The organism is Flavobacterium sp. 83, assembly GCF_000744835.1.
Lineage (GTDB): Bacteria > Bacteroidota > Bacteroidia > Flavobacteriales > Flavobacteriaceae > Flavobacterium.
Map to the genome: position 1 here is coordinate 3,641,169 of NZ_JQMS01000001.1, position 17,299 is coordinate 3,658,467.

General features: G+C 32.6%; 8 protein-coding genes. 2 read left to right on the plus strand and 6 right to left on the minus strand.

Features of this window, described 5'->3' with window-relative positions; all coding sequences use genetic code 11:
- Window positions 1–2: 2 nt before the first annotated feature.
- The 6 genes from T410_RS15740 to T410_RS15765 all read right to left on the minus strand — a co-directional run bounded on the left by T410_RS15740 (window position 3) and on the right by T410_RS15765 (window position 14,425).
- Window positions 3–1,244 carry a glycoside hydrolase family 27 protein gene (locus tag T410_RS15740; protein ID WP_035673590.1) on the minus strand — a complete coding sequence of 414 codons (1,242 nt, stop codon included), beginning with the start codon at window positions 1,242–1,244 and terminating at the stop codon, window positions 3–5.
- A gap of 11 nt (window positions 1,245–1,255) precedes the next feature.
- Window positions 1,256–4,120 carry a beta-galactosidase GalA gene (gene galA / locus T410_RS15745; protein ID WP_035673593.1) on the minus strand — a complete coding sequence of 955 codons (2,865 nt, stop codon included), beginning with the start codon at window positions 4,118–4,120 and terminating at the stop codon, window positions 1,256–1,258.
- Window positions 4,121–4,388: 268 nt separating this feature from the next.
- Window positions 4,389–5,951 carry a RagB/SusD family nutrient uptake outer membrane protein gene (locus T410_RS15750; protein ID WP_035673596.1) on the minus strand — a complete coding sequence of 521 codons (1,563 nt, stop codon included), beginning with the start codon at window positions 5,949–5,951 and terminating at the stop codon, window positions 4,389–4,391.
- A 14-nt stretch (window positions 5,952–5,965) separates the two neighbouring features.
- Entirely contained in the window at window positions 5,966–9,112 is a 3,147-nt protein-coding gene (locus T410_RS15755) for a TonB-dependent receptor (protein WP_035673598.1), read from the minus strand.
- Window positions 9,113–9,776: 664 nt separating this feature from the next.
- Window positions 9,777–13,085: a VCBS repeat-containing protein gene (locus tag T410_RS15760; protein ID WP_035673600.1), complete on the minus strand. Its 3,309-nt coding sequence runs from the start codon at window positions 13,083–13,085 to the stop codon at window positions 9,777–9,779.
- Between the two features lie 461 nt (window positions 13,086–13,546).
- Window positions 13,547–14,425 (minus strand): AraC family transcriptional regulator, encoded by an 879-nt coding sequence (locus tag T410_RS15765; RefSeq protein ID WP_035674737.1) that lies wholly within the window; start codon window positions 14,423–14,425, stop codon window positions 13,547–13,549.
- Window positions 14,426–14,706: 281 nt separating this feature from the next.
- On the opposite strand from T410_RS15765, the gene T410_RS15770 reads away from it, so the two are divergent.
- Both T410_RS15770 and T410_RS15775 read left to right on the plus strand, forming a co-directional pair.
- The gene (locus T410_RS15770; RefSeq protein WP_035673603.1) at window positions 14,707–15,852 is read left to right on the plus strand and encodes a glycoside hydrolase family 26 protein; all 1,146 of its coding nucleotides are present in this window, start codon (window positions 14,707–14,709) and stop codon (window positions 15,850–15,852) included.
- Window positions 15,853–15,885: 33 nt separating this feature from the next.
- Window positions 15,886–17,277, plus strand: a complete 1,392-nt coding sequence (locus T410_RS15775; protein WP_035673605.1) for an MFS transporter — start codon at window positions 15,886–15,888, stop codon at window positions 17,275–17,277.
- The last annotated feature ends 22 nt before the right edge of the window (window positions 17,278–17,299 follow it).

Here is a 17,299-nt window from a genome sequence, read left to right on the forward strand (position 1 = left end):
ATTTATATTTTAATTAATTTCAAAGTAATTACATCGTGTGATGCTAAATTAGCAATAAAAGCTTTTTTAGTATTTCCCACTTCTTTGTTTTTCCAAAGGTTTTTAATTTTATAGGAAGTGGTATTAAAATTTGCTTCTAAATTAAAATCGGTATCTTTTATGAGTTGTTTTTTCCAATCGAAATTTACTTTTTTAGTAACATCGCTTCTGTTTACAAAAGTGATTGCCCAATTACCATCGGATAGCGGTTTTACCCAAACTTCCATTCCATCTGCTGCTGAATATTTAAATCCTTGAATCCCTAATTTATCTTGGTTCACTGCAATCAATTCCTTGTTAGTTAAAATAGCCAATGTTTCTTTTGACATTTTTCTGAAATCATTTCCTGCAATAAGCGGTGAAGCCATCATCGACCACATTGTAAAATGAGCTTTGTCTTCCGTATTTGTCATTCCATCACCCACTTCGAGCATGTCAAAATCATTCCAATGATCTGGACCGGAAAACTTACGAATGTCCTTGCGCATTTCGATAATTTTCATAAATCCCCATGACGACCAATTTCCTTCTTCGTGGTGGAACTCACAATCAAAACAAGGATAAATATCTCCTGAAATTCGCCAGAGATTCCCAATTGGCTTTCCCCAATCCCATGGCTTGTTATCTCCCCATTCGCAAAGGCTAAAAACAATAGGTTTACCCGCAGTTTTAAGCGCGTTACTCATAGTAGCGTAAGCTTCCGAAGCATTTATTCCTGCTGTATTACACCAATCGTATTTTAGAAAATCAATCTCTAAACTCGCATAAAATCTAGCATCCTGGTATTCATATCCGCGAGTTCCAGGATATCCGGCACACGTGCTGGTGCCTGCACAGTTGTACAATCCAAATTTCAATCCTTTCGAGTGAACATAATCAATCAATGCTTTTATACCACTTGGAAATTTTACCGGATCAGCAACAAGATTACCGTTTTTATCTCGTTCTTTGGCCATCCAGCCATCATCAAGAACTATGTAATTGTAACCAGCTGCTTCCATTCCCGAAGTCACCATAATATCTGCCGTTTCCTTGATTAGTTTTTCATCAATATTGGTTTCGAAAGTATTCCAGGAATTCCATCCCATAGGCGGAGTCATGGCAAGACCATCGAATTTTCCACCTGTTTGAGTAACTTTATTTCCTTGGCTAAAGCCTATAAAAGTGAAAAGTAATAATAGAAAACTTATTGTTGTTTTTTTCATCTTAAGTAGTGTTATTTAATTGTTTTAATAGAAATGACTGCTTGTTTTAATCCTTTTGAAGTAGCAGTAAGTTTAACTTCTCCTGCTTTTCCTATAGTTTGAATAATTACTTGAGCCAAACCATTAAATAATTTGCGCTTATATTGTTCTGCCGAAGTAAGAATTTGAATAGAACCAGCATTTTGATTTATCACATCCCATGGTTTTACTTTTAATAATGGCTCGGTAAGAATTGCAATGGTATTTTTACCTGAACGCAGCATTGTTTTGTCCAAGACAAATGTGTCTCCATTTTTATTTTCAGGAATTGTATTTGCTATTTGTTTACCATTAATAAAAATAGATTGCTGTTTTCCCAAACTATTATAAAAGAATGTAATTATTGATTCCTTATAATTTGAGGACAATTCAAAATCAGTTCTATACAAGATTGCTTTTACTTTTTTTCCAAAAACACTATCCTTCTCCTCTCTAAAAGCATTTTCCCATGAAACAATCGCGATGTTATCTTTTGTTTGTTCTAATGAACTAATACTTTCAACTTCTTTCTCTTTAAGATTTTCAATATTCAAAACTGTAATCGTTTCTAAAAATTTATCTGCTTCTAATGACGTAGGATTTCCGTTTCCAACACCAATTATTTCTGCAGGTCCAGTGATAGAAAAAGTTACTTCATCATCTGCAATAGGAACTTGCAATCCTTTCTTGTCCTGTGTACTTACCTTGATTACAGCCACATCATTTTTATTGGCGTCAAGAACAATTTTATCCGATTCTAGTTTTAAACTGGCGGCAACTCCTGTTGTTTTTACAACATCGATTAGATTTTTTTTACCGTTTTTATACCCAACAGCTTCCAGAGTTCCTGGATTATATTTTACATTCCACCCTAAATGGCCGTCTTTTTCAACTGTTTTTTTACCTAAACTTTTTTTGTTTAAAAAAAGTTCTACTTCGTCACAATTACTGTACGCCCAAACTTCTATGTCTTGATTTTCTTTTCCAGACCAATTCCAATGCGGTAAAAGATGTAAAACTGGTTCGTCTTGCCACCATGCTTTTAAATACCAGGCAGTGTCTTTATAAAAACCACATTGGTCTACCATACCAAAATAGGACCCTACAGAAGGATACTGAAAAGGAGTTGGTTCTCCACGATAATCAAAACCGGTCCAGATAAACATTCCCGCTAAGTAAGAACGTGAATTATAGTGTTTCCAGCCTTGTTCTATACTAATAAAACTACTGCTTGGCGCTTTATCATAAGCTGGCATAATGTTTTTTTTATTGTCCCTATAATACTCGCCACGAGTTGCATTAGTACTTCCTTCTTCGGTTCCCCAAATAAATTGATTGGGAAATAATTTGTGTTGTTCGTCAGTACTTTTATTCACGATATAATTGATTCCTAACAAATCCATAACAGTCGTAATTCCATCACTACCTATTCCTCCACTAAATGCTGCAGTTACATATCTGGTCGAATCAATTGATTTAACATAAGACTGCATCGTACTTGCAATTCTGGCTCCAACACTATTGTTTTCAATTCCCCACTCTTCATTTCCCACACTCCAACTAATAATTGAAGGATGATTTCTATCTCGTTCAATCAACTTTTTCACATCTCCTAATTGAGTTTGAGTACTTCCCATGAGACGATTTTCGTCAATAACAAGCATCCCTAAGCGGTCACAGATATCTAATAATTCAGGTGTTGGCGGATTATGAGAACATCTGTAAGCATTACTGCCAAATGACTTTAAGGTTTTAATTCTAAACTCTTGCAAAGCATCCGGTATTGCTGTCCCTACTCCTGCATGATCTTGATGATTATTGGTTCCTTTTATTTTAAGATGTTTTCCATTAAGAAAAAAACCTTCATTGGCATCAAACCGAATTGTTCTTATTCCAAAAGTGGTTTCGTAGTTATCTACTAATTTATCTTCCTCATAAATTGAAGTAACCATTTTATATAAATACGGATTTTCAATTGACCAAAGTGTAGCATCTTGAACCTTCATATCTGAAGTAAAGTCTTTTGTTTCTCTAGGTTTTAAACTGCATGAGTTTATCGTATTTTCTGATATTTTCTTTCCTGATGCATCAAAAACAGTTTGAAGGATTTTGAAGGATTTTGACATTTTATTTTCATTTGTAACCGAAACTGATGCGTTTATTGTTGTAGCATTATCTTTGGTTTTTGTTTGCACAAAAGTACCATTGACAGGAACGTGCAGATTATTTGTTTTATTCAACCAAACATGACGATAAATTCCTGCACCCTCATAAAACCAACCTTCTTCCATGGTTGCATCCACGCGAACTGCAATTGAATTTTCTCCTCCATAATTAATATAATCGGTAATGTCGTACTCAAAACCTAAATAGCCACTATCTTGGTTTCCTAAATAATGTCCATTTATCCAAACAATTGAATTTCGAAAAACCCCATCAAAAGCAATATAAATTCTTCGTCCTAAATCACTCTCAGGAATGGTTATTTTCTTGCGATACCAGCCAATAGTTTTGTTTGGAAAGTTTCTTCCAATCGCTTTAAACCCATGACTAAAACTGGCTTTACTACTAAAATCCTGTTCCACAGCCCAATCATGTGGCACATTTAAATTTCGCCAAGATCGATCATCAAAATTAGCATTAGCGGCTCCATCCCCAAAACCTGCTTTTGCTAAATAGGAAAAATAAGCCGTTCCGGTATTAAAATCTTTTTTTGCATCTGATGGATGACCAAATGCAAATTTCCAATTACGATCAATTGAGATATGTTCCCTTCCTCGTACTATTGCTTTAGATTGCGAGAACATTACAAAATGAAGTAAAAAAAACAGCCCTATAATTTTTTTTCGTTTTTTCATTTTTAACTATTTATACCCCTATTAAAATTTAATAAAAAAATTCCCTAATTGCTCAATTAGGGAATCTTTTAAAAAACAAACTCAAAAAACAAATTATTTTATTCTAATCTATCCCGTATACATATGCTTTTAAGAATGAATTGAATCATAAACTCATTCAATGAAAAACTGTCGTTGTTTTTCTCAATTGTACAAAAGGGGATAAACTGTATTAATTCAACTTATAAAATAGGCTGCCTTTATGGAACAGCCTATTCTTAAAAAATATTTAGTAACTAGTATTTTGCACTAAATTTGGATTTGCATCAATTTGTGATTTTGGCAATGGCATTAATTCTCTACCAGCCGGTATTGTAATGTTATGTCTCAATTTGATATATTCAGTAGCTTTTCCAGATCTTCTATACAAATACCAAAGGGTAAATTCTCCAGCCATTTCATGACGGTATTCATCTAATATGTTTGTCGTTGTAATAGCAGTAAGAGAAGCTAAACCAGCTCTAGTTCTAATCTTGTTAATAGTTGTAATTGCTTCAGCAGTTTTACCTAAATTCAAATAACATTCTGCTAAACTTATCAATGATTCTCCGTAACGAGCCAGAATAAGATTTTGACCACCAAATATTTTTCCATTTCCATTTCCTGTTAACGCTGGATCTCTCCATGTTTTCACACAAAAATAACCTGCATTACTTACAGCAGTCCAAGGTTTTTCAACTGTACCGGCTGTGTTCATTTTTATTGTATTTGCAGGAGCATCAGTATAAATATTGTTATTTGGAAAATCTTTTATTTGGCATAATGGATCCGGATGTACATCTCCAGGACCAATTACAGTTGCAAATTTTCTTTTATCACCAGATTCAAAAGAATTATAAAGTACTTTGGTAGCATTAATATAACCTCCCCAACCACTAATTTCATTTGGCATACAGAACGATTGCAAAGCAGTAACGTTGTCATTACGTCCCCAACCCATATCCGATGCTTTATCATAAAACTGAATTTCAAATAAGGATTCTTTCCCATTTCTATTTGCAGCAGCATGAACGTTTAAAAAATCTGCCTCTAATTGTGCATGACCATCAAGAGCTTCAAATGCTTTTGCAGCTTTATCATATTGTTTCATCCACATATAAGCATTCCCTAAATAATGGTATGCTGTAGCTTTAGTTGCTCTACCTTTATCTTCCGGACCATAGCTCCAAGGTAAGTTAGGAATTGCAGCTTCCATATCGGCAGCTACTTGAGCAAATGTCTCATCCTGTGTATTTCTAGGAGCATAATCATCTACTGCAACATCACCCCCAGACGGATTTACCACAACTGGTACTCCTCCAAAATTTTGTGCTAACATAGTATACAACAAACCACGAAGAAATTTACTTTCCGCAATAAGTCTATTTCCTAAATCTTTACTAATTGAACCGCTTTCAATAGATTTTGGTAATTTTTGCAAAGCAATGTTAGCTCTTCCAATACCTTTATAATTTATAATCCATAGGTTATTAAATCGTCCGGAATCAGTACCTATATTGTAGGTTTTAAATTCAGTATCCGCACCAGAATCTTCATAATCTTGGGTTGTATAATTTGCAGGTACAAATAGTGATTTTGTATCGTATTCTCTACCGTCAGAATCTGATTGCAAGACATCATAAATTCCACTTATTGCTGCAGTTGCAGTAAGATCACTCCCAAAAACAACTTCGTCAGTAATCCCTTTAGTATTTTTATCTTGTAAAAATTCGTTAGAACAGCCAATTGCTATCAATATTGCAAATCCTGCAGTAATTTTTAAAAGATTTATTTTATATGATTTTTTATTCATGACTAATAATATTATTAAAATTGTAAATTAACTCCAACGGTTAGAGATTTAGAAACTGGATAAGCTCCTATATCAATTCCTGTTGCTTGAACAGTATCAAGTGTTTTTCCATCTATATTAGATCCAAGTTGTCCTACTTCTGGGTCAATACCACTATATTTTGTAATGGTAAGTAAGTTTTGAGCACTTACAAAAACATTTAAATTCGTCATCCCAATCGTTTTAATCATTGAAGAAGGGAATGTGTAACCAAATTTCACATTTCTTAATCTTACATAAGAACCATCTTCAACAAAGTGGTCAGACACTCTATTGTTTTTAGTATCTACATCATCAACAATTGCTCTTGCATATTCATTAGAAGGATTTGCAACAGTCCAACGGTTGTTATAGTAATCTTTACTAACGTTTGTGTAGGTTTGACCTAAATTAAAACCACCTGCAGTCTCTTGTTCAACTCTTGAATAATTCAAGATATCATTTCCAAAAGTTCCATAAATATCTATCCCTAAATCAAAAGATTTATATTTAGCATTAAAGTTAAAGTTCCCAAAAACTTTTGGTATTGGACTACCAATAACAGTTCTATCTGCATCAGTGATTCTACCGTCTCCATTCAAATCTTTAAATTTTCTATCTCCAGGAGATGTTTTTGGATTTTGATATGCACCACCTGGAGCATTTGCATTAAGAGCATCAATTTCGCCTTGTGTTTGGAAAATTCCATCCGCTTTGTAACCATAGAAAGTACCTACATTACCCCCAACATAAGATCTTGTAACATCTTTCCAGTTAGTTGCCCAAGTTGGTATAAAGTTTTCTTCCAATAAAACAAACTTGGTATTCTCATCCGCTAGTTTATCGATATTATTTTTGATTGTCGTAAGATTCACAGAAGCATCCCAAGTAAACTCTCCTTTAGTTTTTCTATATCCAACTAAAAGCTCCAAACCTTTATTTGAAATTTGACCTGCATTTACAGCTCCTGTAGAAAATCCGCTTTGAGCTGGAGTAACTTTGTTAAACAAGAAATCAGACGATTTTTTAACGAAGTAATCAACAGTAAAATAAAGGCTATTATTAAACAATTCTCCTTCAAAACCTACGTTCGTTTGAACTTGTTTTTCCCATGTTAAACTTTTATTCTGTGTATTATCAGGAGTCAAACCTGAAGACAAGTACGGTGAATCACCCAAAATATATCCTGAATCATCTGTTCCACTTGTTCCATTGCTGTAATTAGCAAGATATTGAAAAGGAGAAACACCCAATGCATTACCAGTTTGCCCCCAAGAAGCGCGTAATTTTAATACATTGAAAACACTTCCATCCATAAATGCTTCTTCATCTATATTCCAGCCTCCAGCAGCAGAAAAGAAATTAGCTCTTGAATTTTCTATAACAAAACGATTTCCAATACCATCGTTTCTCCAAGTACCTGTGATGTAGTACTTACTATCATAATTATAGTTTAATCTTGCCAATGCTCCCACTAAAGTTTGCGTTGAAGAATACCCTTGATTGCTATCTACTGTTTGTGCTTGTGACAAATCTCTAATGTTATTGGTCAAGAAACCAAGTCCTCTAGCTGACACTATAGAAGCAGCCTCTTTTTGCGCAGTATAACCTGTCAATACAGAAAATTTGTGCTTGTTGAATGTTTTAGTATATTCTAAAAATGCTTCCGCTAACCATTCCTTTGAAGTATTTTGACTTACATTATATATCGCTTTGTCACGTTGGTCATTATTTATAACAGATCTTTTATATTTTGGAAGAAATGAAGATCCTGCATAATTTCTAGTTGTAAAACCAAGATTCGTTTTAGCAACAAGACCTTTCAATATATCATATTCTAATCCTAAACTTCCTTGAAATGTGTTTCTACCATTGTTATTTGATTGCTCTAACGCCTGTGCAATATAATTTGTACTGGTTGAAGTTGCATCAGCATCTGGAAATGCTCCATATAAACCATTACTAACAGGTAAATTAGTTCCAGTAGTGTTTGATAAATAAGGAACGTTTGTATACATTTGAGATAATCCAAAATAACCAGGACCTAGCGGTTGGTATGTTTCTTGATATCCGTATTTCAAACTGGATTTAGCTCTGAATTTGTCAGAAATCGTGAAATCTCCTTTCATCCCAACATTATATCTTTTTGAAGAAGAACCAATTACCGTACCCTCTTCATTTAATACTCCAGTTGTAAAAGCTAATTTTGACATTTCATTTCCGCCTCTGATGCTGATGTTATGTCCAGAACGTATAGCAGTTCTAAATGTAGCATCTTGCCAATCTACATTAGTTAATGCACTTGGATTATCCCATTCCGGTAAATAAGAATCTTTTAAGGCTGTACCTTTAATTTCTTTAGCAAATGCTGCAAATTCGTTAACATTTAATAATTGGATTTTTTTAGGAACTGTATTTGAACTCATCCATGAATTAACATCAACCGTAATAGCGCCTTTTTTACCACTTTTAGTTTCAATAATCACAACACCATTACTGGCTCTCATACCATACAATGCAGAAGCAGAGGCATCTTTCAAAACAGTTAATGATTGTACATCATTAGCATTTAGATACGAAATATCAGTAGTTGGAAAACCATCAACAATATACAAAGGTGTAGTTTTACCAAAAGTACCCACACCACGGATATTAACCTGCATCGAAGAACCAGGAGCTCCTGAATTATTAGTTACCTGAACTCCAGACACTTTTCCTTGCAAAGCTTGATCTATCGAAGAAACTGGGATTGCATTTAATTTCTCTGCACTTACTGATGAAACGGCTCCAGTCAAGTCTTTCTTTCTACTTGAACCATAAGCTACGACAACAACTTCATCTAAATTTGCTGAACTTGATTGAAGTTTTAAATTAATGATTGATTTTCCTGCAACTTTTATTTCTTGGGAAACATAACCAAGATACGAAAAGATTAAAATATCATTATTTGTAACGTTATTCAACTTGAATTTCCCATCCAAATCTGTTGAAGTTCCATTAGTTGTTCCTTTCACCAAAACGTTTACCCCTGGTAAATTACCGCTAACATCCGATACTGTACCTGAAACACTTTGGGCCTGAATGAAACCGCAAATCATAAAAGCTCCAAATAGGAGTAAATTTCTAAATAAATAGTTTTTCATAATTAATTTTTAGTTTGTTAAATGGTTAATTGATTAGTTTGTTAATAGTCTTCTAAATATACTTTTGGTAAAAAATTTATTCTTTTTTTATACATAATATATTTTTAAATAGATATAAAAACAGATTTTCAAATGTAATAACAATGAAAACCTTTGATTAATACAAAATTATCTTTTGTTAATAGTATTTTAGCATTGTTAAAATAATCCATCAGTTATTTTTTTACGCAACTGAAAAACATAACATTACCTCTAAAAACAACTAACCGAAGATTTATTAATTTACTGTGCAGAATTGAACCAGGCATTTATAAATAAAAAAAGAGTTCAAAAAACTATTCTTTTTTATAAATACCTGTACGGTTTAAAAAAAACTTATTCTTTTTTAATTTTTAAAGACCAAATAGTAACAAAACACATAGTTTTTAAAGAAATATTTTATGCTTTAGAAATACTCCTATTTTCATGTGCATACTTTTTTTAGAAAACAAGACAAAAAAAGATGGGACTGTAATTATTTAACTGATTTATGAAAAAAAAGGATCAGTTTTTTTTAGCGTTAAAATAAAAGCTTAAGTAGTATCAAAAATAAATTTATTACCTCAAAGCGCTAAGTTTATTATTAACCAATATAGTTTCTGGAAAACAAATTCTATTCTAAAAATTATTTATTAAGTTTAAATATTTTAGGAATATTATCATTTATAACAGCCAATAAAGAAATAGTATTGTTTTTATTTTTTATTGTCCTAACATGTTTCACTTCTCCTTTAACAAAGAAACCTGATTTATTATAAGGCAACCATGAAAAAATTCCATTTTTAGCACCTAGAAGAATACTTCCATAATTAGAATCTAATCTTGAAAATTGTGGTTTAAATTCATATTGATTGCCACCTAGAATAATATCTAAAATTCCATCATGATTTACATCCAAAGTACAGATCGTATTTACACAAGAAAACTGAACTTCTTTTGGTAAAACTTTCACTTTAAACGTTCCATTTCCAGCATTAATTGCAATTATACTTTCCTGAATAGTAGCGGTTTTTTGTATGGTTTTACTCAGGATTTCTGGAGCAAATAATTCTTGAAATGTCTTTTTTGAATAGTCTAAATAGCTTAGATTTTTCTTTTTCAACATCGGAATTTGGGATGTTATTTCTTTTTTTAAATGAATTGGAAAATCTTTACCATTAATCGACCGAGTGACTATTTGCTCAACCGTTCCGTTATCATCAAAATCATTAATAAACAATCGCATCGGGTTTGCATTGGATGCTTTATAAGAAGTATTGGTCCCTTTGTTCCCTAAAATTAAATCTTTCTTCCCGTCATTATTGACATCTACACAACTAACAGCGTTCCAAAAACCGGAGTATTCTGTTAAATTAGATTTGTATTCAACCAATCGTTTCCCTGTGTTTTTTAAAATTTTTGGAGCCATCCAATCCCCTACAACAATCAGATCTTTTTTGCCGTCATTATCAATATCTTCCCAAGCAGCATCCGCAATCATTCCTACTTCATTCAACTTAAAAGCCTTTTTATCAGTAGTATTACTAAAATTACCTTTACCATCATTCTCTAATAATAATTGTTTTGGATTTACACCGTAAATACCTGGAACACTTCTGCTTCCTATAAAAACATCTATATCACCATCATTATCAAAATCATTTGGCGCTATCACGGAGACATTAGTATTAACTGTTGGAACACTCGTTTTACTTTTTATAAAAATTCCTTTTCCATTATTCAAATACAATCGATTTTTATAATTTGCTTGGTCCTCTTTTTCATTTCCACCGGAACCAACCAATAAATCTTGGTCTCCATCACCGTCAACATCAAAAAAACCAGCCGCAGTATCTTCATAATTAGCATCGCTGTCTATATCCTTTTGATTACTAATTATATAATTATCATTTCCATTATTCAAATAGATTTTTCCAGCTTGCCCTTTCGCTCCGCCAATAAAAATATCATCATTACCGTCACCATTAATGTCTGCTACAGCAAGACTAGGTCCTTCTTGCGAAAGTTCTTTTGAAATTAACCCTTCATAATCAAAATCGATATAATCATTTTCTTTATGCGCTAAAAAGATTGCTTTCTTTTCAGAAAAAAACGGTTTTGATTCCTGTTTTTTCAAGCTATAATTTAATTTTGCATCAGTAACATTTAAATTATAAGTAGTATTATTAACCACCTTTTTTATAGTTTGAGATTTACTGTTTGGCCAAATTACCCGTAAAGAATCGATTTTCTTAGAACCGATTCCAAAAGTCATTGCATAATCTACAGACGACTGAAAACCTCTTGACGGAACTAATTCTTGTCTTATTATCTCTTTCCCGGAAAATAATTCTACCACGCTTCCTATTGCAAATTTATTTTGATTATCTCCTTTTAATTTTACTTTAACAAAATGATTTTTTGGATTTTTTTCTGAATTATTTTTATAAACAAAAGCTTCCATATTGACATTATTGACAATCAAATCTAAATCTCCATCATTGTCAAGATCTCCATAAGCGGATCCATTTGAAAAACTCGGTGTATCTAATCCCCAATTTTGCGCCTCATTCGTAAAAGTTATATTTTTATTGTTTTTATAGGCATAATTTGGGATTGGAGTGGAAGGCATTTTAGCAATAATCATTTCCATCTCATCTTTCTTACCTGATGTTGCCAATTTTTGAAAAAAACTATTTGCAAAAAAGTCCATAAAATCTTGATTGGTCAAATCATTGTAAATCCCGTTACTTACAAAAATATCTTTATACCCGTCATTATCCATGTCAAACAGTAACGCTCCCCAACTCCAATCGGTTTTCGCAACACCTGCATAATGAGCAATTTCGTTAAATTGATTGTTTCCGTTATTGAGTTGCAAAGTATTTTGCATGTATTGATAATAGAAATCTAGATTTAATTTTCTCGAAAACAAATCATAGTTATCAAAACTGGTTACGTTTTTAGTACGTTCATCATTTTCCGGAAGCATGTCTGTAACAAATATATCGGCTTTACCGTCATTATTTATATCTGCCATATCTGCACCCATCGAAGACTGGCTTGTGTGGCTAGCCCAGTCCTGTATTTGTTCTGTGAAAGTCCCGTTTTTATTATTAATGTATAAATAATCCCTTTCAAAAAAATCATTAGATATATAAATGTCCGGATATAAATCTCCATTTACATCCCCGACAGTCACTCCTAAACCAAATCCTATAAGACTGCTATATATTCCGGCTGACTCACTTACATCGTTGAATTTACCGTTATCATTACGGAGCAATTTATCGCCTCCTCCTTTTAAAATTTCAGGAACATTCCAATCTTTGTCACGTAATTCTCTTTTATTTGAATAATTCAAACTGCTTACCGGAATGAAACTATTATTCAAAATATAGCAATCTAAATCGCCATCCTTATCATAATCAAAAAAAGACGCATGAGTTGTTATTCCTGTATTGGCCAAATTATATTCTGCAGCCTTTTCAGTAAAAGTAAGGTTCCCATTATTGATAAAAAGTTCGTTTTCTTGGTTTTTACTTTCGGTATTACCGGCATTACAAACATAAATATCCAATAAACCGTCGGCGTTAATATCAACCATTACAACTCCTGTTGACCAAGATTTAGTTCCTTCAATTCCAGCCGATTTAGAAATATCTTGAAATTTAAAGTCTCCTTTGTTGAGATATAATTTATTAGAACCTTGATTAGATGTAAAATAGACATCTGATAATCCATCATTATTAATGTCCCCAATTGCAACTCCTCCACCATTATAAAAATTCCTGTATTTGAACAGGTTCATTTTGGGACCATTCTCTACTTTATTCACAAACTTAATTCCCGTATCGTCTGATTCTTGTTTAGAAAACAAAGCATCATTGTTGAACTTTGAGCAACTGGAAAAAGAAACAATAACTAATAAAAAAACAACAATTCGCATTAACATAATTAAACTACTATTTGGTTTGCAACTAGACGTTGATAGCTAAACCTTTCTTTTTCAATTTTTAACAGAATCAAGAAAGTTTTTATAAAAAACAAAAGGATTAGTAATCCATTCATTGAAATAATTTATAATCAACAAATCTAAACCAGATACAAACACCTACTTAATAGTATTATGTCATTTTACGATAATATTTTTACTTTTTACCCAAATAGTAATTAATTTATAAAAAATAACAGCTTTAAATTACACAAAACGCAATTTATTTTCACAAAAAATCATGATAAAAAAAAACAGTTGCAGGTTTCCAAAAGGAATTTAAACGATATTTAAATTACAGATCTAAAAAAACATTCCCAAAAAAAACTGTAGATCCAGAAGACAGATAAGCCATAAACAATCCAAATAGATTATCGATAAATTAATTTAGAAGAAAAAAAGAATCAAAAACATTAAACAGCTTACAATATTCTTTTCAAGCCAGAAAAATCTTCTCTATATTGACTTGGTGTACATTTTTTTATAGACTTGAAACTTCTATTAAAATTAGCAATATTATTAAATCCGGATTTGAAAGCTATTTCCGAGATACTCAAATCTTTTTCAACCAGCCATCTGGCAGCATATCCAATTCTGATATCATTTATGTAATTGACAAAAGTTTTCCCAGTTCTCTTTTTGATAAATCGATTAAACGAAATACTAGTCATACTCGCCACACTCGAAACGTCTTCTAATGTTATTTTCTCCGCAAAGTTTTTTTGCACATATTCATAAACCAATTTCATTTTATCGTAATCGTCAAACGTATCATAATCAACTGTGAATGTTGACAAAAGCCTTTGATTTCTGGAAATAGCTAAATCATATAGTATGGAAATAATCTCAAGAAAATAATCCATCCCGTCCAGTTTTGAAACTTTAATCAGTCGCGGTGCGAGTTCTTCCGTAATTTTTTTTGAAAATAAAATTCCATGAATAGATCGATTGAACATATCCCTAATAGGATGCATCAATCGTCTTGACAACAAGGCTTCATCAAATAAATCATTATGAAATTGAGTTGTTATTTCGTGAATTTGCTTATTTGTGCATTTATTCAACTCCCAGCCGTGGTATAAATTAGGACCAACCAATACCAATTCGACATCATCAATTTCTTCTATATTATCTCCCACAACCCGCTTAACACCTTTGCCATTTTGAATAAAATTGAGTTCAAATTCAGGATGATAGTGCACCGGAAAATCAAAATTATCTTTAACTCTATCAAAAACTAAAAAACTGTCTCCGGAAGAAAGCGGCGGTATCTCTCTGTAAAAATTTTTCAAATTGCTCATAGTCCCTTTTTTATTTGCAATAATATGATATATAATTGATAAAATAATATTAATTAAAAGCAAGTCATCCCATTATCTTTGAAAAATACATTTATCAATTTTTTAAAAACAATATCAATATTAAATACGAATCATTTTTAATACTTACTATTTTTATAGTTTTAACAATAACAAAGCCCAAATGGCCTTTTTTTTATTTTTGATATTATAATGGATTCTAAATACAATTTTCAAATAAAACGTGCTTTTAAAATTTAGGTACTCAAATTAATTACCACTAAATGAAAAAAACTCTTTTCGCTCTAATAACCTTCTTTTATGTTGGAATTTCATGTTCTTCTAAAGCAAAAACCATTGATACAAAATCGTCTCTTTCTGATATAAAATCTACTCCAGAAACCATAATTTTATACAAAAACCTAAAAAAAATGACCCAAAAGGGAATCCTTTTTGGTCATCAGGACGATTTAGCTTACGGAGTGAATTGGAAATATGAAGCCGGAAGAAGCGATGTAAAAGAGGTTACTGGAGATTATCCTGCAGTATATGGATGGGATCTTGGCGGATTGGAAAAAAAATCACCAAACAATATTGACGGTATTCCTTTTGATAAAATGAGACAGTTTATTAAAGATGCTCATAGACGAGGCGGAGTTATAACCCTTAGTTGGCATTTTGATAATCCTTTGACCGGAAAAAATGCCTGGGATACCACTCCAAAATCGTTGACTTCAGCTTTACCGGGAGGAGAAAGTCATGAAAAATTTAAATCTTGGCTAGATGAAGCTGCAAAATATATTTTAACTTTAAAAGATAAAAACGGAAAATTAATTCCGATGCTATATCGTCCTTATCATGAGCTTACAGGAAACTGGTTTTGGTGGTGCAAAAATAATGGAAGCCCTGAAGAATTCAAGCTTTTATGGAAATTCACCATTGATTATTTGCAAAAAAAGGGCGTTCATAATTTAATCTATGTTTATAATACGGCTGATTTCAAAACGAAAGAAGAATTTTTAGAATACTATCCAGGTTCTGATTATGCGGATATTTTGAGTTTTGACAATTACCAATACAATGATCCTACAAAAGACAATTCTTTTGTAGAAAATTGCCAAAGACAATTCAAGATAATGAATGAAGTTGCCAAAGAGCAAAATAAAATTATGGCTTTTGCCGAGACCGGTTATGAAGCGATTCCTTATGATAAATGGTGGACCAATTCACTAATGAAAGCGATTGGGGATTATAAAATTTCCTATGTGCTAGTTTGGAGAAACCACGGATGGCAGGAAAAAGAAAAGAAAATGCATTATTACGCCCCTTTCAAAGGGCAAGTGAGCGAAAAAGACTTCGTAGATTTCTATAATCTTGACAAAATTTTATTCGAAAAAGATGCTGCAAAAGAAAACCTATATAAAAAATAATTAATTAACCTTTAGACCTTTAAACCACAAAAAATGCATAATAAAATAAGTATAAAAGAAAAAGTTGGTTACGGCTTGGGAGACGCTGCCTCATCCATGTTCTGGAAAATATTCAGTATGTATCTCATGTTTTTTTACACCGATGTTTTCGGTTTGGCACCTGCTGTTGTGGGAACTATGTTTCTGATTACAAGAATCTGGGATTCTTGTTTTGATCCATTGGTAGGAATTATTGCTGACCGTACAAAAACACGTTGGGGAAAATTCAGACCGTATCTTTTGTGGACAGCCATACCATTTGCCATTATAGGAATACTAACCTTTTACACCCCTGATTTTGATGAAAAAGGAAAGATAATCTACGCCTATGTAACCTATTCGTTAATGATGATGGTGTATTCTATAATCAATGTTCCTTACGCATCTCTTTTGGGCGTACTATCTTCGGATAGAAAAGAACGCACTACGCTTTCTTCGTATCGAATGGTTTTTGCGTTTGGCGGAAGTTTATTAGCCCTTTGGTTAATTGAACCATTGGTAAATCATTTTGGAGGAAACATGAATTCAAAAACAGGTTGGTTGTACACCATAATTGTTTTTGGAATTATCACTACTCTGTTTTTTTGGGGATGTTTTTTTCTGACCAAAGAAAGAGTCCAACCTATTTCTGATGAAAAAACAGATTTAAAAGAAGATTTGAAAGACCTTTGGAAAAATAAACCTTGGTGGATTCTTCTTGGAGCAGGAATTGGAGCATTAGTCTTCAATTCAATCCGTGATGGTGCAGCGGTGTATTACTTTAAATATTATGTGAGCGATACGGTAAGTTATAGTTTCAACCTCTTTGGAGAAACCTTTGCAATGACTCCTACTTCTTTATACTTAGTTTTAGGCCAGGCAGCAAACATCATTGGTGTGATTGCAGCAACGCCAATAGCAAATAAAATTGGTAAAAAGAAAACCTTTTTCGGGGCAATGTCTTTAGCTGCCATTTTGAGCGTGATTTTTTACTTTTTCGGAAAAGAAGATGTATTGCTGATTATGGTTTTCCAAATATTGATTAGCATTTGTGCCGGCTGTATCTTCCCGTTAATTTGGTCTATGTATGCCGATAGTGCCGATTATTCCGAATGGAAACAAGGACGACGTGCTACCGGACTTGTATTCTCGGCTTCTTCAATGTCTCAAAAATTTGGATGGACTATTGGAGGTGCTGCTACAGGATGGCTTTTGGGGTATTATGGATTTCAGGCAAATATTGAGCAAACTGCAGTTACACAAAACGGAATCCAACTGATGCTAAGCATTCTTCCAGCCGCCGCCGCTCTTATTTCAGTAATTTTCATCTTATTCTACCCGCTTACTGAAGAAAAACTACAGACTATTGAACAAGACCTTAACAACAAAAGAAATTTAACTAATTAATACTTGATTTAGAACTTTCAAT